Source organism: Allobosea sp. P4_E12, assembly GCF_056401655.1.
In genome coordinates this window covers 131,307-145,961 of the sequence record NZ_JBFUIY010000017.1, presented here as the reverse complement: position 1 = coordinate 145,961, position 14,655 = coordinate 131,307, and the positions used below count along the sequence as shown (strand labels likewise).

At 65.6% G+C, this 14,655-nt stretch carries 17 protein-coding genes; 14 read left to right on the top strand and 3 right to left on the bottom strand.

What is annotated here, in order from left to right; all coding sequences use genetic code 11:
- Positions 1-29 precede the first annotated feature (29 nt).
- From AC1DW9_RS21895 to AC1DW9_RS21840, 12 genes are all read left to right on the top strand, one after another.
- Positions 30-1,223 (top strand): ABC transporter substrate-binding protein, encoded by a 1,194-nt coding sequence (locus tag AC1DW9_RS21895; RefSeq protein WP_441489176.1) that lies wholly within the window; start codon positions 30-32, stop codon positions 1,221-1,223.
- A gap of 100 nt (positions 1,224-1,323) precedes the next feature.
- Positions 1,324-2,397 (top strand): ABC transporter ATP-binding protein, encoded by a 1,074-nt coding sequence (locus AC1DW9_RS21890; RefSeq protein WP_441489177.1) that lies wholly within the window; start codon positions 1,324-1,326, stop codon positions 2,395-2,397.
- A complete protein-coding gene (locus AC1DW9_RS21885) occupies positions 2,394-3,281 on the top strand; it encodes an ABC transporter permease (protein ID WP_441478761.1) in 888 nt (295 codons plus the stop codon). The genes AC1DW9_RS21890 and AC1DW9_RS21885 overlap by 4 nt, the downstream gene beginning before the upstream one ends.
- Positions 3,282-3,285: 4 nt before the next feature.
- The gene (locus AC1DW9_RS21880; RefSeq protein ID WP_069882107.1) at positions 3,286-4,116 is read left to right on the top strand and encodes an ABC transporter permease; all 831 of its coding nucleotides are present in this window, start codon (positions 3,286-3,288) and stop codon (positions 4,114-4,116) included.
- A 125-nt stretch (positions 4,117-4,241) separates the two neighbouring features.
- A complete protein-coding gene (locus tag AC1DW9_RS21875) occupies positions 4,242-4,964 on the top strand; it encodes a GntR family transcriptional regulator (protein WP_441489178.1) in 723 nt (240 codons plus the stop codon).
- A gap of 75 nt (positions 4,965-5,039) precedes the next feature.
- Positions 5,040-5,930, top strand: a complete 891-nt coding sequence (locus AC1DW9_RS21870; protein WP_441506591.1) for a class I SAM-dependent methyltransferase — start codon at positions 5,040-5,042, stop codon at positions 5,928-5,930.
- A 110-nt stretch (positions 5,931-6,040) separates the two neighbouring features.
- Positions 6,041-7,039, top strand: coding sequence for a tRNA dihydrouridine(20/20a) synthase DusA (dusA, locus tag AC1DW9_RS21865; RefSeq protein WP_441506590.1), 999 nt, complete (start codon positions 6,041-6,043; stop codon positions 7,037-7,039).
- A gap of 9 nt (positions 7,040-7,048) precedes the next feature.
- Positions 7,049-7,510, top strand: a complete 462-nt coding sequence (locus AC1DW9_RS21860) for a PaaI family thioesterase (protein ID WP_441506589.1) — start codon at positions 7,049-7,051, stop codon at positions 7,508-7,510.
- A 33-nt stretch (positions 7,511-7,543) separates the two neighbouring features.
- Positions 7,544-7,927 carry a cupin domain-containing protein gene (locus tag AC1DW9_RS21855; RefSeq protein ID WP_441489182.1) on the top strand — a complete coding sequence of 128 codons (384 nt, stop codon included), beginning with the start codon at positions 7,544-7,546 and terminating at the stop codon, positions 7,925-7,927.
- Positions 7,928-7,997: 70 nt separating this feature from the next.
- The gene (locus AC1DW9_RS21850) at positions 7,998-8,420 is read left to right on the top strand and encodes an ArsR/SmtB family transcription factor (protein WP_441506588.1); all 423 of its coding nucleotides are present in this window, start codon (positions 7,998-8,000) and stop codon (positions 8,418-8,420) included.
- A 21-nt stretch (positions 8,421-8,441) separates the two neighbouring features.
- Complete coding sequence (locus AC1DW9_RS21845; RefSeq protein ID WP_441506587.1) at positions 8,442-8,882, top strand: SRPBCC family protein; 441 nt, start codon at positions 8,442-8,444, stop codon at positions 8,880-8,882.
- A gap of 68 nt (positions 8,883-8,950) precedes the next feature.
- A complete protein-coding gene (locus tag AC1DW9_RS21840) occupies positions 8,951-10,510 on the top strand; it encodes an MFS transporter (protein WP_441506586.1) in 1,560 nt (519 codons plus the stop codon).
- A gap of 140 nt (positions 10,511-10,650) precedes the next feature.
- Here the strand turns inward: AC1DW9_RS21840 and AC1DW9_RS21835 are convergent, their stop codons facing one another.
- The gene (locus AC1DW9_RS21835) at positions 10,651-11,877 is read right to left on the bottom strand and encodes an SMP-30/gluconolactonase/LRE family protein (RefSeq protein WP_441506585.1); all 1,227 of its coding nucleotides are present in this window, start codon (positions 11,875-11,877) and stop codon (positions 10,651-10,653) included.
- 314 nt (positions 11,878-12,191) lie between these two features.
- Between AC1DW9_RS21835 and AC1DW9_RS21830 the strand changes: the two genes are divergently transcribed.
- Positions 12,192-13,025 (top strand): sulfite exporter TauE/SafE family protein, encoded by an 834-nt coding sequence (locus AC1DW9_RS21830; RefSeq protein ID WP_441489187.1) that lies wholly within the window; start codon positions 12,192-12,194, stop codon positions 13,023-13,025.
- 36 nt (positions 13,026-13,061) lie between these two features.
- A complete protein-coding gene (locus AC1DW9_RS21825) occupies positions 13,062-13,538 on the top strand; it encodes a GNAT family N-acetyltransferase (RefSeq protein ID WP_441506584.1) in 477 nt (158 codons plus the stop codon).
- A 47-nt stretch (positions 13,539-13,585) separates the two neighbouring features.
- Here the strand turns inward: AC1DW9_RS21825 and AC1DW9_RS21820 are convergent, their stop codons facing one another.
- Positions 13,586-13,780 carry a DUF1289 domain-containing protein gene (locus AC1DW9_RS21820; RefSeq protein WP_441506583.1) on the bottom strand — a complete coding sequence of 65 codons (195 nt, stop codon included), beginning with the start codon at positions 13,778-13,780 and terminating at the stop codon, positions 13,586-13,588.
- Complete coding sequence (locus AC1DW9_RS21815) at positions 13,777-14,631, bottom strand: adenosylcobinamide-GDP ribazoletransferase (protein ID WP_441506582.1); 855 nt, start codon at positions 14,629-14,631, stop codon at positions 13,777-13,779. The genes AC1DW9_RS21820 and AC1DW9_RS21815 overlap by 4 nt, the downstream gene beginning before the upstream one ends.
- Positions 14,632-14,655: the final 24 nt, after the last annotated feature.

Sequence of the window (14,655 nt, the reverse complement as noted above, 5' to 3'; positions counted from 1 at the left end):
GCGGTAAATCCGTACCGAAGGGAGAAGTCATGGTCCAGGACAGCATCAATCGGCGCACATTTCTCGGCGGCGTCGCAGGTCTCGCCGGTGCCGCGGCCTATGCGCCGGGCGCCTTCGCGCAGCAGCTCAAGCTGCCGACCTCGCCGGTCGCGCTTTCCGTCGTCGATGTCGCCGGCAATCTGGCGCTGACGCAGAAGGCCATTGAGAATTACCGCAAGGCCAAGCCGAACCTGGTCTCGCGCATCACCTTCACCAAGGCGCCCGCGCCGGAGCTTCCCGGCAAGCTGAAGGCACAGCAGGAAGCGAACCGCGTCGATATCGACATGGTGCTGACCGGGACCGATGCGCTTTCCGCCGGTGTCGACCAGAAGCTTTGGACGCCGCTGTTGCCGCAGCTTGCAGGCTCGCTGCCGAAGCTCGACGAGATCTATCTCGAAGGTGCCGCCAAGATGCAGGGCCTCGCGAGCGGGCAGGGCGTCGTGGTGACCTATTATCCGTCCGGGCCGCTGCTCGAGTACATGCCTGACAAGGTCAAGAAGGTGCCGACGACGGCGGAGGAGCTGCTCGCCTATACCCGCGAGAACAAGAACCGCTTCTTCTATGCGCGCCCCGCCAATTCGGGCCCCGGCCGGACCTGGATCATGGGCCTGCCCTATATCCTCGGGGATTCGAACCCGAAGGACCCGGTCAAGGGCTGGGACAAGACCTGGGCCTATCTCAAGGCGCTGGGCGAGAACGTCGAGTACTACCCGGCCGGCACGGGTGCGGTGATGAAGGAGCTCGGCGAAGGCTCCCGCGACATGACCGTCACGACCACGGGCTGGGACATCAACCCGCGCGTGCTCGGCGTCGTGCCCAAGGAAGCCAAGGTCGGCGCGCTCAAGGGATTCCATTGGGTCACCGACGCGCACTACATGTGCATCCCGAAGGGCGTCTCTGACGAGAAGCTCGCGGTTCTGCTCGACCTGATGAACTTCCTGCTCACCAAGGAGCAGCAGGCCTACACCTATGACGAGGGCTATTTCTATCCGGGTCCGGCGGTGAAGGGCGTGACGCTCGACATGGCGCCCGCCGATAGCCAGGCGGCGATCAAGGAATACGGCCGCCCCGAATACGAGAAGCTCATCGCCGAGGCTCCGCTCGAGACGCCGCTCGACCCCGACCAGATGGTGCTCGCCTTCCGCCGCTGGGACGAGGAAGTCGGCGGCGCCAAGCGCAAGTGAACGAAACCCGCTAACGACAGCGAGCCGGTTCCGGCCGGCTCGCTTCGCCGTCACATTTCCTGACTGAACCCATCAGCCGCTTTCCAAAGACGTGACCTAAATGACGATTCACGCTGCGAACTTCCGCGAGCTGCGGCTCGACAATCTGAGCCGCGACTTCGGCACTCACAACGCCGTCAAGGACGTGTCGCTGACGATCAAGAAGGGCGAGTTCATCGCGCTTCTCGGTCCGTCGGGCTGCGGCAAGTCGACGACGCTGAACCTGATCGCGGGCCTTCTGCCGGCGACGGGGGGCGGCATCTGGCTCGATGATCGGCGCATCGACCCGCTGCGGCCCGAGGAGCGCGGCTTCGGCATGGTGTTCCAGAATTACGCCCTCTTCCCGCATATGAGCGTGAAGCGGAATATCGGCTTCGGTCTGAAGATGCGCGGCGTCCAGAAATCCGAGATCGAGCGGCGTGTCGGCGAAGCCGCAGCCCTGGTCCGGTTGCAGGGCCAGACCGAAAAACTGCCCGGCCAGCTCTCCGGCGGACAGCAGCAGCGTGTCGCCATCGCCCGGGCCATCGTCGTCGAGCCGCCGCTCGTGCTGATGGACGAGCCGCTCTCCAACCTCGATGCCAAGCTGCGTCTCGAGATGCGCGCCGAGATCCGCCGCATCCACAATACGCTCGGCGCAACCACGATCTACGTCACGCATGACCAGGAAGAAGCGTTGTCGCTGGCCGACCGCATCGTCGTGATGCGTGACGGCGAGGTCCGTCAGGTCGGTGGGCCGGAAGACCTGTTCTCCCGCCCCGACCATCTCGATGTCGCCGAGTTCATGGGCTTCCGCAACAAGGTCGCCGGTCGCGTCGCCTCTGTCGAGGGCGAGCGTGCGACCGTCACCGTCGGTGACGCCAAGATCGTCGGGCGGGTGCGTGGCGCGGTGGCGCCCGGTGCTCAGGCCTGGCTCGCGATCCGGCCGGAGGATCTTCACCCCGCAACTGCCGGGGGCGCCGGGCTCAAGGCGTCCGTCGTCTCGACCGAGTTCCGCGGTCGCGAATTCGTCGGCTTCTCCCGCATGGCGGATGGAACCGATCTCTCCTTCCTGGCGCATGACCGCATCGCGCCGGGCGGCGAGGTCACTCTGGCGGCAGATCCCGATCGCGTCCTGGTTTTCGGGGGGGCGGCGTGAGCGCGACGACATCCATCCCCCTCAGCCAGAGGCTCGCCGCACGCGGCATCGATTCTCTGACATTGCTGGTTCTGCCAGCGGTGTTCTTCCTCTTGGCGCTGTTCATCTACCCGTTCCTCTATGGGCTCGTGCTCTCCTTCACGCCCAAGACCGGGCCGATGCTGGCGAACTACACGCGCTTCTTCTCGGATTCCTTCCTGTACGGGACGATCGCGACGACGCTCTGGCTGGCACTGCCGGTCACGATCGTGACGCTTCTGCTGGCGATCCCGATCGCCTTCCGCGTGCGGATGATGAAGCATCAGCGCCTGCTGACCACGATCCTCGTGATCCCGATCACGCTCGGCACGGTTCTCGTCGCGCAGGGCCTGTTGAATTATCTTGGCCCCCAGGGCTGGTTTAACCGTACCCTGCTGACGCTCGGGCTGATCTCGACGCCGGTGAAGCTCCTGCACAATTACTGGGGCGTCTGCATTTCACTCGTCATCACCGGCTTCCCCTTCACCTTCCTGCTGACCCTGTCCTACCTCTCCGGTGTCGATCCGGCGCTCGAGCAGGCGGGTGCGACGCTGGGCGCCGGGCCCTGGGAACGGTTCAAGCACATCCTGCTGCCGCTCCTGCTGCCGGGTCTGGCGATCACCTTCTGCCTCAGCTTCGTGCAGGCCTTTTCGGTCTTTCCCTCGGCGGTCTTGCTGGGGGCGCCGGCCGGGCCGACGCGCGTCATCTCGATCGCGGCCTATCAGGCTGCCTTCGAGGAGTATGATTATTCGATGGCGTCTGCCGTCGCGATGATCATGGGCGTGGTGCAGCTCAGCATTGTCGTCGTCGTGCTGGCCGCGCGCGGCATGCTCTACCGTGGCCCCGCCGGTGGCGGGAAGGGCTGAGATCATGGTCAAGGATACCCGCCTCTCCAGCAAGCTCTGGGCTGCCGCCAACTGGACGCTCATCGGCTTCTTCATCCTCAATCTCGGCGCGATGATCGCGACGGTGGTGACCAGTTCCTTCGCGACCCGCTGGCTTGGCACATGGCTGCCGGCCGGCTGGACCACGCGCTGGTATTCGGCCGCCTGGAGCGAGTTCCAGCTCTCCGACGTGCTGAGCGTGACCTTCCAGATCGTCTTCCTGGTCGTGTTCCTCTCGGGCCTGCTCGGCGTTCCAGCCGCCTATGCGCTGGCGCGGCGGGACTTCCCGGGCAAGAAGCTCGTCATGCTGCTGTTCCTGCTGCCGTTGCTGGTGCCCCCGATCACCTTCGGCATCCCGCTCGCGACGGTGCTTTACAAGCTCGGTCTTGCCGGCGGCATGTCGGGTGTCGTGCTCGCCAATCTGGTGCCGACGGTTCCCTTCGTCATCCTGGTGATGATCCCGTTCATCGAGCAGATCGACACCAAGATCGAGGCGGCCGCCCGCGTCTTCGGGGCGAACACCTTCAAGCTCTTCATTCACGTCCTGCTGCCCCTGCTGATGCCGGGCATTCTGGCTGCATTGCTGCTGGTTCTGGTCAGGACGATCGCGATGTTCGAGCTGACCTTCCTGACCGCAGGCCCGACCAGCCAGACACTCGTCGTCGCCCTCTATTATGCGGTCTTCGCTGCGGGCGTCCGCGCCGTGCAGTCGATCGATGCCATGGCGGTGATCTACATGATCACGACGCTGATCTGGCTGGTGATCGCGCTGCGCTTCGTTAACCCGACGCAGATTGTCGCCCGCGCCAAGAAATAGAATGCCGAAGTGATCCCGGCCGCCTTTGGGCGGCCGGGCCCCTGCGACGTATGGGCATGGCGACATCCACCATACCGGTATGCTAGATAGACCAACGGATGGGGGATGAGCGGGACGCTCTGCCCATGACGATGGAACCCAGCCTCCGCCTTAAGGATCCGATCGCTCCGCAACTGGTTTCGTCCTTGCGGCAGGCGATTATTGCCACGCAGCTCAGGCCCGGCGAGGCGCTCTCCGAAAAAGATATCGCCGGCCGCTTCGGCGTCAGCCGTCAGCCGGTCCGTGAGGCCTTCATCAAACTCTCCGAAGCCGGTCTCGTGCAGGTCCTGCCGAGCCGCGGCACCTATGTGATGAAGGTTTCGATGCGGGCGATCGCCAATGCCCGCTTCGTGCGCGAGGCGGTGGAATGTGCCATTGCGCGCGCGGCCAGCGCATTGATCACCAAGGACGACGTGATGCGGCTGCGCTGGCTGATCGAGCGTCAGCGCGAGGTGTCTGCCCTCGCCGATCGCGCTGCCTTTGCCGTGCTCGACGAGAATTTCCACCAGACCCTGGCCGAGATCGTCGATTGCGACTACGCCGCCCGCATCGTCGAAGGTGCTCGCGCCCAGACTGACCGCGTCCGCTATCTGTCGCTGCCCGGTGCCTCGCCGGTTCCGCTGCTCGTTGCGCAACACGCTGCGATCCTCGATGCCATCGAGGCCGGAGACGCCGATGGAGCCGAATGCGAGATGCGCAGGCATTTGCGCGAGATCCTCAACGCCTTGCCCCGGATTGCGCAGAACTATCCCGAGCTGTTCGAGGACGAAGTCATGCCGGCACATACGCAGGTGCTGCACAGGCCCTGATCGGCGGGCCCAGGGGCTCAGGGAGCGTCCGAGACCCGTGCCGATCGATCCAGCAACGTGATCCGGGATCGCCCAATGGTGCGCAGCCAGACCACCCGAAACATGGCGCGGCCAGTGCAGACTGATCCCGAGTCATTGCTGTCCGAGAAAGTGACCCTGACCAGGGAGCGGGAAACGCTCCTCATCACCCTCTACGCCAAGGGCGAGGAAAGCCGCCTGCGGGATTCCCTGCTGCATGATCGCTTCGCCGCGAGCGCGGTCCGCCGGATCGACTATGACTTCCGGAAACTGGGCGTCAGCCGGGATGACATGATCGCGCTGGCGATGCGGGCGCATATTTTCGATGGCTGGACCAGTGATTTCATCATGCGGCATCCCGATGCGACGGTGCTGCATCTCGGCTGCGGCCTCGACAGCCGGGTCTTCCGGATCGATCCGCCCCCGAGCGTACGCTGGTTCGATCTGGACTATCCCGACGTCGTCGCGCTCCGCCGGCGTCTCTATCCGGAAAGACAGGGTTACACCCTGATCGGTTCCCCGGTGACGGAGTCGGGTTGGCTCGATGACGTGCCTTCGGGCCGGCCGACAATGATCATTGCGGAGGGGCTGCTGATGTATCTCCGACCGGATGCCGTGCCACGGCTGATCAAACGGCTGGTTGCGCATTTCGGGCATGGCGAACTGGCCTTCGATGCCTTCAGCCCGTTCGGATTATGGCTTGTCAGCCATCACCGCGCGGTGCGGGCGACCGGCGCCACGCTGTTATGGAGCATCGACGAGCCGCGCGAGCTTGAAGACCGCATTCCCGGGCTGAAGCTCAGGAATGACCTGACCGCCTATGATCCGCGCGGTTATGACTCTGCCCAGATTGCCAGAATGTCCTGGCCCGCCCGTCTGACGGTCCTCTTCCTCTCCGCCTTTCCGCCTCTCGGGCGCATGGGCCGGCTGCTCCGCTTCCAGTTTTGAGCGCGGCAGATCGCCGGGCTGAATCCCATGCGCAAAACCGGTCGAAAATTGCCTGGTTTCGCGTATAAGGGCGCGTGAAGCTCAACACGCGCCGCCCATGTCCGGATAAAATGCAGCACTATCAGTCATATCGATTCTCCGTCGCACCGATGATGGATTGGACGGACCGGCATTGCCGCGTCATCCATCGCCTGATGTCGCGCCGGGCGCGGCTCTATACGGAGATGGTGACGGCGCAGGCGGTGATCCGCGGCGACCGGCAGCGCCTGATCGGCTTCGACGCGATGGAGCAGCCCGTTGCCTTGCAACTCGGCGGCAATGATCCGGCCCTGCTGGCCGAGGCCGCGAAGATCGGCGCCGATTTCGGCTATGACGAGATCAATCTGAACTGCGGCTGTCCCTCCGACCGCGTGCAGGGCGGGGCCTTTGGCGCCTGCCTGATGCGGGAGCCCGCGCTGGTCGGTGACTGCGTCGCGGCGATGAAGGCGGCGGTCTCCGTCGCCGTCACCGTCAAATGCCGCATCGGCGTCGATGATCAGGATCCGGAAGCAGCGCTCGATGCCCTGACCGCCAGCGTGCGCGCCTCCGGCGTCGATGCCCTTATCGTGCATGCCCGAAAGGCCTGGCTGCAGGGATTGTCGCCGAAAGAAAACCGCGAGATCCCGCCGCTCGACTATGAGCGCGCCTATCGTCTGAAGGCGGCAAATCCGGACCTGATCGTGGCGATCAATGGCGGCATCCGCGCTCCCACGGAATGGCCGGCTCACTTGGCGCATCTCGACGGCGTGATGATCGGCCGCGAGGCCTATCAAAATCCCGAGGTGCTGCTGCAGGTCGACCCGCTGCTCTTTGGCGAGGCGGCTCCGGTCGACGATGCCTTCGCCATGCTGGAGGCGCTCGAACCGCATATCGCGACGCATCTCGAGAAGGGTGGCCGGCTGCATGCCTTCACCCGTCATCTCGTCGGGCTGTTCCCGGGCCGCCGGGGGGCGCGCCAGTTCCGCCGCCATCTCGCCGAGCATTGCGTCGGAAGCGAAGCGGGGCTGGCGGATTTGCGTGCGGCTGTCGCCCATGTCTCGCGCTACGAAGAGGCGGCCGCCGCTGCATAGGAGTCTGCCATGACCGTGCCCGACCAGTCGCTTCCAGATGCGGACGTGGTCAGGCGCATCGAGGCGAGTTTCGGCAAACAGGCCTTCATGACGACGCTCGGCGCCCGGCTTGCTCGTGTCGCTCCTGGCGAGGTCGAGATCGAGCTGCCGGTCTCGGCCCATCTCACCCAGCAGCACGGCTTCGTCCATGCCGGAGCGGTCGCCACCATCGCCGATTCCGCCGCAGGCTATGCGGCGCTGACGATGATGCCGCCGGGCACCGGCATCCTCACTGCCGAGTTCAAGATCAATCTTCTTGCGCCTGCTGCCGGCGAACGGCTGGTGGCGAAGGGCAGGGTGGTCAAGGCCGGCCGCACCCTGACGCTCGCGACCGCCGAAGTCTTCGCGCTGAAGGACGGCGCGGCCAGGCTCTGCGCGATGATGACGGCGACCTGCATGACCATTGCCGGTCGCGACGGCGTGTCCGACTGAATGCGTGCTCCGACCGCGGAAGAAGGCAGCGCCATGGATATCCTCGATCACGCCACTCAGCCGCAGGAACACTGGCGCGACGGGGTGAGGACGCTGATGCGCGTTTCGGCACGGGTCGAGAGCCGGCAGCTCTGCATCTTCGAGCAATATTGCGAGCCCGGCCTGGGCGCGCCGATGCATCTCCACGCCGTCGAGGAGGTGCTCGAAGTGATCGAGGGCACGGCCGAGATCACCCTGCGCGACGAGACCCGGACCGTGACGGCCAATCAGTCGGTGCTGATTCCGGCAGGCGCCCGCCATGGCTTCAGGAATGTCGGCGCCGGAATCCTGCACGTACGCGCCACCCTGGCCGCATCCATCTTTGAAGCGTCCTATGACGATCGCAACGAACTGTCCCGGCGCTATGTGCCGGATTGAGTGTGCCGGCGTGGCGCTGGATGGAGTAGGCGCCTCGTAGCCGCGTCTCCTGCCCCTTGGTCACGAGCGCTTGACGCTGCCTGAATCGATGCCTAAACTTAACTCAATGGTTAAGTATCAAGAGCCGTCGCTCGACCGCACCTTTGCCGCTTTGGCCGACCCGACGCGGCGGGCGCTTCTGGCGCGGCTCGAAGGGGTGGATTCCGTCTCGGTCAGTGACCTAGCGCGACCCTTTCCGGTCACGCTGCCGGCCATCATGAAACATCTCGACGTGCTGTCGGATGCCGGGCTGATCACGCGGGAAAAGACAGGCCGCACGGTATCGTGCCGCCTGAACGCCGCACCGATGGAGGAAGCTATGGGGTGGCTGCGCCGCTACGAGCGCTTCTGGCGTGAGAAACTCGATGCGCTCGAGGCCTATTTCAACCGCCCGCGCAAGGATCGGGAGCCTGATCGCGGCGCGCCACCATGCAAGACCAGCGACAAGACCTGATCGATCGACCGGAGGATAATCATGGACAAGAAGGTCGAGACCGCGCCCAGCCTGACGATGAAGCGGCGGCTCAATGCGACGCCGGCGGAGGTCTACCGCGCCTGGACGCAACCGGAACTGCTCGCGCGCTGGTTCGGGCCGGAGAATGTCCGGGCCGAGAAGGCGGAGATCGATGCGCGCGTCGGCGGCCATTATCGCATCTCGATGCGCGGCAGTGATGGTCAATTGCATCACGTGTCCGGCGAGTATCACGAGGTCGTCGAAAATGAGCGCCTCGTCTTCAGCTGGGCCTGGATCTCGACGCCGGAGCGCGTCTCACGCGTGACGGTGACCCTCAAGCCGGACGGGGATGTCACCATCCTGACGCTGCTTCACGAGCAGTTCTACGACGAGGCCGCGGCCGGCCGCCATGTGCATGGCTGGACAGGTTCGCTGGTCAAGCTGGAGCAGCTCTTCTCCTGACAGAGCCGGGCGAGCTCAAGGGACATCATCACCAAGGGGCGGCAACGCCTCCGGAGCCTTCAATAACGATGCACGATCAAGCCCCTCAGGCCGGTCGGCGCGAATGGATCGGCCTTGCCGTCATCGCGCTGCCCTGCCTGCTCTATTCGATGGATCTGACGGTCCTGAATCTCGCTGTGCCGCAGCTCAGCGCGGAACTCAGGCCCAGTGCCTCGCAACTGCTCTGGATCGTCGATATCTACGGCTTCATGATCGCCGGCTGCCTGATCACCATGGGCACGCTGGGAGACCGGATCGGCCGGCGCCGGCTGCTACTGATCGGTGCGGCGGCGTTCGGCCTCGCATCGATCCTGGCCGCTTTCGCCAATAGCGCCGGCACGCTGATCGCGGCGCGCGCCGCATTGGGTGTGGCGGGGGCGACGCTCGCGCCCTCGACGCTCTCCCTGATCCGCAACATGTTCCTCGATCCGCGCCAGCGGACCGCGGCCATCGGCATCTGGATCGCCAGCTTCTCGGCGGGCGGCGCGATCGGCCCGCTGGTCGGCGGCATCATGCTCGAGCATTTCTGGTGGGGCTCGGTCTTCCTGATCAATGTGCCGGTGATGGTGCTGCTGCTCCTGCTCGGCCCCGTGCTGCTGCCGGAATTCCGCGACCCGAATGCCGGCAGGCTCGATCTTGCAAGCGCCGCCATGTCGCTCGTTTCCGTGCTGGCCGTGATCTACGGGTTGAAGCGGATTGCCGAGGATGGCCTGGGCTGGCTGCCCATCATGGCGATCCTGGCTGGGATGGCGCTTGCCGGCCTCTTCCTGCGCCGCCAGGTGCGCCTGGCCGAACCGTTGGTCGATCTGGCGTTGTTTCGCTCCAGGGCCTTCAGCGCTTCACTGACGGTCAACATCCTCGGCTTCTTCATCGCCTTCAGCAGCTTCCTCTTCACCGGTCAGTATCTGCAGCTCGTGCTGGGAATGAAGCCGCTGGAGGCCGGGCTCTGGTCCCTGCCCTCTGCGCTTGGTTTCATCCTGGGATCGATGTTCGCGCCCCGTATCGTCGGCAGCGCGAGCCCTGCGCATGTCATGGCGGGCGGCTTCACGTTGACCGCGTTGGGCTTTGCGACGCTGGCCGGGATCAGCCATGTCGAAGGCCCCATGATCATCGTCGCCGGGACGGTTCTGCTCTCGCTGGGGCTCGCGCCGATCGTCACGCTGACGACCGATCTCGTGGTCGGCAGCGTTCCGCCCGAGCGCGCCGGCACGGCGTCGGGCCTGTCCGAAACGAGCGCCGAGTTCGGCGGCGCTCTCGGCATCGCCATCCTCGGAAGCGTCCTGACTGCGCTGTATCGCTATCAGATGGGCCTGGCCGTGCCGTCGGGCGTGTCGCCGGAGGCGGCCGCTGCTGCGCGTGATACGCTCGGTGGCGCATTGACCATTGCAAAGGAGGTCGCGGGGACAGCCGGGGCAGACCTGCTTGCGACGGCGCGTGCGGCCTTCACACGCTCCTTCGCCATCACGGCGGGGCTCTGTTCGGCGATTGCGGTCCTTGCCGGCCTCTTTGCGGTCGTGATGCTGCGTGGCGTTGGTGGCGGCCCGGACCAGCACCACGAGGCCGGCGCGCCGGCTCCGGTTGCGCGCTAGCTGCCGCAGCTGCGACGGCTAGATCATCGGACCGGAAATCGTATCCGGTCCGATGATCTAACCCTTTGTGTTTGCATCGGCTTTTCCGAAAACCGCAATCCACTTTTCGGGCCGATGCAATAGCGCGAGACGGTAAGAGGTCAGCCCGGCCCGGCGCCCTGCGTATTGACATAGACCGCGTAGATCGACTGGCTCGCTGCCATGAACAGGCGGTTTCGCTTCGGTCCGCCGAAACAGATATTGCCGCAGACCTCCGGCAGGCGGATGCGCCCGATCAGCTTGCCCGCCGGGTTGAACACCTGCACGCCATTATAGCCGACGGCGCGGCCGGCATTGCTCGAGACCCAGAGATTGCCGTCGACATCGCTGCGTATCCCGTCGGGCCCGCATTTCACGCCGTCGAGCATGCAATCGGAGAAGAGCTTCTGATTGCCAAGCTTGTTGTCGGCACCGACATCGAAGACATGAATGTCGCCCTTGCCGCCGGGGCCGGTATCGCCCGGCCCCTTTCCGGTCGAGACAACGTAGAGCTTCTTGAAATCAGGCGAGAAGCAGAGCCCGTTCGGGTCCGGCACCTGTTCCTCGGTGACGACGCGGTCGATGCGGCCGGACGGGTCGATGCGATAACAGTTCGTCGGCAGTTCGCGTTTGGCCATGCCGATGCCGGCGAGCTGGCCGAGCCGCGGATTGAGCCGCCCACTCGGGTTGCTCGGACCTCCGGCGGCGTCCGGCGCGCCCTCGTAGAGTTGGCCGCCATAGGGCGGATCGGTGAACCAGTAGCTGCCGTCGGGATGGGCAACGATATCATTGGGCGAGTTCAGTTTCTTGCCCTCGAAACTGTCGGCGAGCACGGTCGCCGACCCGTCGAGCTCATAGCGCACGACGCGGCGGTTCAGGTGCTCGCAGGAGAGCTGGCGGCCCTGGAAGTCGAAGCTGTTGCCATTGCTGTTGCCTGACGGTGTGCGGAAGATGCTGACCCGTCCGTCATCTTCCAGCCAGCGCAATTGCCGATTGTTGGGGATGTCGCTCCAGACCAGATAGCGACCCTGCGCGTTCCAGGCCGGTCCTTCGGCCCAGAGCGCGCCGGTCCAGAGCCGCTGGATCGCGCTGTTGGGCTGGGCATAATTGTTGAACACCGGGTCGACCGCGAGGACGTCGGGATCGGTGAAATAGGTTGTCGGGGCGCCGTTGCGGCTGAAATCCCGGGGCGGGCTGGTAATCGTGCTGGGCGGTCCGACCGGGCCGGACGGGGCCTGGGCGAGGGCTGGGTTCGTCGCCATGGCGAGCGCGCCGGTTCCCATCGCAGCGATGAGATGTCTCCGTGAGAGCTCCGGGCGTTGCTGCGTGTCAGTCAGTTGATCTGTCATCTTTAACCTCCCTGAGTGGCTTTTGATGAGATATCCCCCCGACCCTGTGGCCTTCGTCTCCGTGCGAATATTGTCCTTTCCTGTCAGGCTAGACTTAAGGCCGCACTCAGCACTGCCAACACTGCAGCAACCGGTCGAGCCTCTGCCGCTTGCGAGCGGGATTGCAGCAGCGGCATGGACAGGCAGTCCCCTGTGCGCCCCAGGGCCATACAATCACCGAAACTGCCGCAGACATAGCGGCCTTGCCGCGCAAGCCTTGCCCCGGCGCGCAAAATCGCCCAGAGGTGGCCGCCCGCCGCCAACGGATTGTTTCTATGATTGCTGGAATCCCCTTGGGCGATCTCGCCTTTCTTGCCGTGTCGCTGGTTCTGGCCGGTGCGGTCACCGGTGTTCTCGCCGGGCTCTTCGGCGTCGGCGGCGGCGCGGTCATCGTGCCGATCCTCTACGAGGTCTTCCGCGTCATCGGCGTGCCGGAGGAGGTGCGCATGCCGCTTTGCGTCGGCACCTCGCTCGCGATCATCATCCCGACCTCGATCCGCTCCTTCAACGCCCACCGGGCCAAGGGGCTCGTCGATCTCGACATTCTCAAGGTCTGGGCGGTCCCGGTCGTGCTCGGCGTCATGGGCGGCAGCTATATCGCGCGCTATGCGCCGCCCGACCTGTTCAAGATCATCTTCGTCGCGGTCGCCGTGGTGAGCGCGATCCGCCTGCTCTTCGCCTCGGACCGCTGGAAGCTCGGCGATGACATGCCGGGCAAGGGGCTGATGACGGTCTATGGTGGCATCATCGGCGTGCTCTCTGCGCTGATGGGCATTGGCGGCGGTCAGCTCTCCAGCCTGTTCATGACGTTTTATGGCCGACCGATCCATCAGGCCGTGGCGACCTCCTCGGGCCTCGGCGTGCTGATCTCGATCCCGGGCGCGTTGGGCTATATCTATGCCGGCTGGCCGAAGATGGACGTTTTGCCGCCGCTCTCGCTCGGCTACGTCTCCTTCATCGGCTTCCTGCTCTTCATCCCGACCAGCATCTGGACGGCCCCGATCGGAGCGCGGCTGGCGCATCGGCTCTCCAAGCGCAAGCTGGAGGTCGTCTTCGGCATCTTCCTGCTCTTCGTCGCGAGCCGCTTCATCTGGTCGCTGCTGTTCTGATCGATCCGGCGAGCTGCATGCGGGGCGAGGGCGCGCATGGTCACGACCCGACTGGCGACACCGGCTGACCATCCCGGGCTGATGGCCGTGCTCGTGGAGATGCAGGGCCACTACGCGGTGCCGTGCCCTGCGCCCGAGGCCATTCTGGCAGGGCTTCGCGATCGACCCGCCGGCACCGAGATCCTGCTGGCGGTGGAGCACGCCACGATCACCGGCTTTGCCGCCGTCGCTGCGATCTATCCCGGGCCAGGCCTCCAGCCTGGCTTCTTCCTCAAGGAGCTCTATGTCGCGGCGTCCGCGCGCGGCAGCGGTTCGGGGAAGGCGCTGATGCGGGGGCTGGCGCGGCTGGCGCTCGAACGCGGCTTCCAGCGCATCGACTGGACGGCGGCGCGCGATGATCTTGGCCTGAGGGGCTTCTACGAGGCGCTCGGGGCTGCGCCGCATCCCGACAAGATCTTCTATCGGCTGACCGGCGATGCCTTGCAGCGGCTGGGGCGCGAAGCCGAGGCTTAAAGCACCGGCCCGAAAAGTGGATTGCGGTTCTCGGGAAAGCCGATGGTCTAGCCTGTCGGCTGGCTCGACCGGTCCGACGGAATCTTGCGGCGAGACAATTCGGCCATGATGGCCAGCCGCTCGGGCTCGCTCAGCCGCGACCAGTCGGCGATCTCCTGAAGCGTTCGCAGGCAGCCTTCACAGAGCCGCGATACGGGGTCGATCACACAGATCTGCACGCAGGGGCTGGAGGCGCCGCTCATTGCCAGGCAGAGCCCAGCGCGAAGGCGAAGCCGCAGGTGAGCGCGATCTCGGCGAGTTGCTGTGCTGCACCCAGAATATCGCCGGTCTGGCCGCCGATCAGGCGGCGGCCGAGCCGGGCGAGCCCCGCCAGGACGAGCACGGATAGCGCCAGGCCAAGCGCAAGGCCCGTACCCGGCAGCCCGGTGGCCAGTGTCCCTGCGACGGCGAACGCGACCGAAAGCGCCAGCGCTGTCCAGGCCGTTGCGGCGGTGGGCTGGCCAACCGCAGCCGAGGCGCCGGAGCTCCGGGCAGGGGGCTCGGTGGCGAGCAGATAGAGCGCAGTGGCGCGCGACCATGGCGCCGCGATCAGCAGCGCGGCGGCTGCAGCCAGAGATCCGAGCGCCTGGAGAATGGCCGCAAGTGCCGTCACCCGCAGCAGCAGGGAGAGCCCCAGCGCCATCGCCCCGAAGGTGCCGACGCGGCTGTCCTTCATGATCTCCAGCCGCCGTTCCGGCGTATGCCCTCCGAACAGCCCGTCGGCGGTGTCGGCAAGGCCGTCCTCGTGGAAAGCACCCGTCGTCAGTGCCGCGACCGTGACGGCAAGCGCTGCTGCCAGCGGCGGGCTGATGCCGGCCGCGCCAGCAGCTAGGAGGACAAGCGTTGCGGGCAAAGCGATGACGAGCGCAGCCAGCGGTACGGCGCGCGGCACCAGCCTGAAATCCGGCAGGCCATGCGCTGAATCCTCGCCGGGCAGGCGCGGCACCGGAAGACGCGAATAGAAACGGATGCAGATCGCAGTCGCGATCAGCCAGCCCGGCCAATGCGGCCGGCCGGCCGGCAACTCCGAGATGTCGAGAGGGGCGTCGGCCATGCGGTCTCGGTATCCTCGATTGTC

What these genes read in the sequence shown, in the direction of transcription:
- AC1DW9_RS21895 (WP_441489176.1), top strand. Translation starts at nt 30, where the DNA reads ATGGTCCAGGACAGCATCAATCGGCGCACATTTCTCGGCGGCGTCGCA.
- AC1DW9_RS21890 (WP_441489177.1), top strand. Translation starts at nt 1,324, where the DNA reads ATGACGATTCACGCTGCGAACTTCCGCGAGCTGCGGCTCGACAATCTG.
- AC1DW9_RS21880 (WP_069882107.1), top strand. Translation starts at nt 3,286, where the DNA reads ATGGTCAAGGATACCCGCCTCTCCAGCAAGCTCTGGGCTGCCGCCAAC.
- AC1DW9_RS21875 (WP_441489178.1), top strand. Translation starts at nt 4,242, where the DNA reads ATGACGATGGAACCCAGCCTCCGCCTTAAGGATCCGATCGCTCCGCAA.
- AC1DW9_RS21870 (WP_441506591.1), top strand. Translation starts at nt 5,040, where the DNA reads ATGGTGCGCAGCCAGACCACCCGAAACATGGCGCGGCCAGTGCAGACT.
- dusA (WP_441506590.1), top strand. Translation starts at nt 6,041, where the DNA reads ATGCAGCACTATCAGTCATATCGATTCTCCGTCGCACCGATGATGGAT.
- AC1DW9_RS21860 (WP_441506589.1), top strand. Translation starts at nt 7,049, where the DNA reads ATGACCGTGCCCGACCAGTCGCTTCCAGATGCGGACGTGGTCAGGCGC.
- AC1DW9_RS21855 (WP_441489182.1), top strand. Translation starts at nt 7,544, where the DNA reads ATGGATATCCTCGATCACGCCACTCAGCCGCAGGAACACTGGCGCGAC.
- AC1DW9_RS21845 (WP_441506587.1), top strand. Translation starts at nt 8,442, where the DNA reads ATGGACAAGAAGGTCGAGACCGCGCCCAGCCTGACGATGAAGCGGCGG.
- AC1DW9_RS21840 (WP_441506586.1), top strand. Translation starts at nt 8,951, where the DNA reads ATGCACGATCAAGCCCCTCAGGCCGGTCGGCGCGAATGGATCGGCCTT.
- AC1DW9_RS21835 (WP_441506585.1), bottom strand. Translation starts at nt 11,877, where the DNA reads ATGACAGATCAACTGACTGACACGCAGCAACGCCCGGAGCTCTCACGG.
- AC1DW9_RS21830 (WP_441489187.1), top strand. Translation starts at nt 12,192, where the DNA reads ATGATTGCTGGAATCCCCTTGGGCGATCTCGCCTTTCTTGCCGTGTCG.
- AC1DW9_RS21825 (WP_441506584.1), top strand. Translation starts at nt 13,062, where the DNA reads ATGGTCACGACCCGACTGGCGACACCGGCTGACCATCCCGGGCTGATG.
- AC1DW9_RS21820 (WP_441506583.1), bottom strand. Translation starts at nt 13,780, where the DNA reads ATGAGCGGCGCCTCCAGCCCCTGCGTGCAGATCTGTGTGATCGACCCC.
- AC1DW9_RS21815 (WP_441506582.1), bottom strand. Translation starts at nt 14,631, where the DNA reads ATGGCCGACGCCCCTCTCGACATCTCGGAGTTGCCGGCCGGCCGGCCG.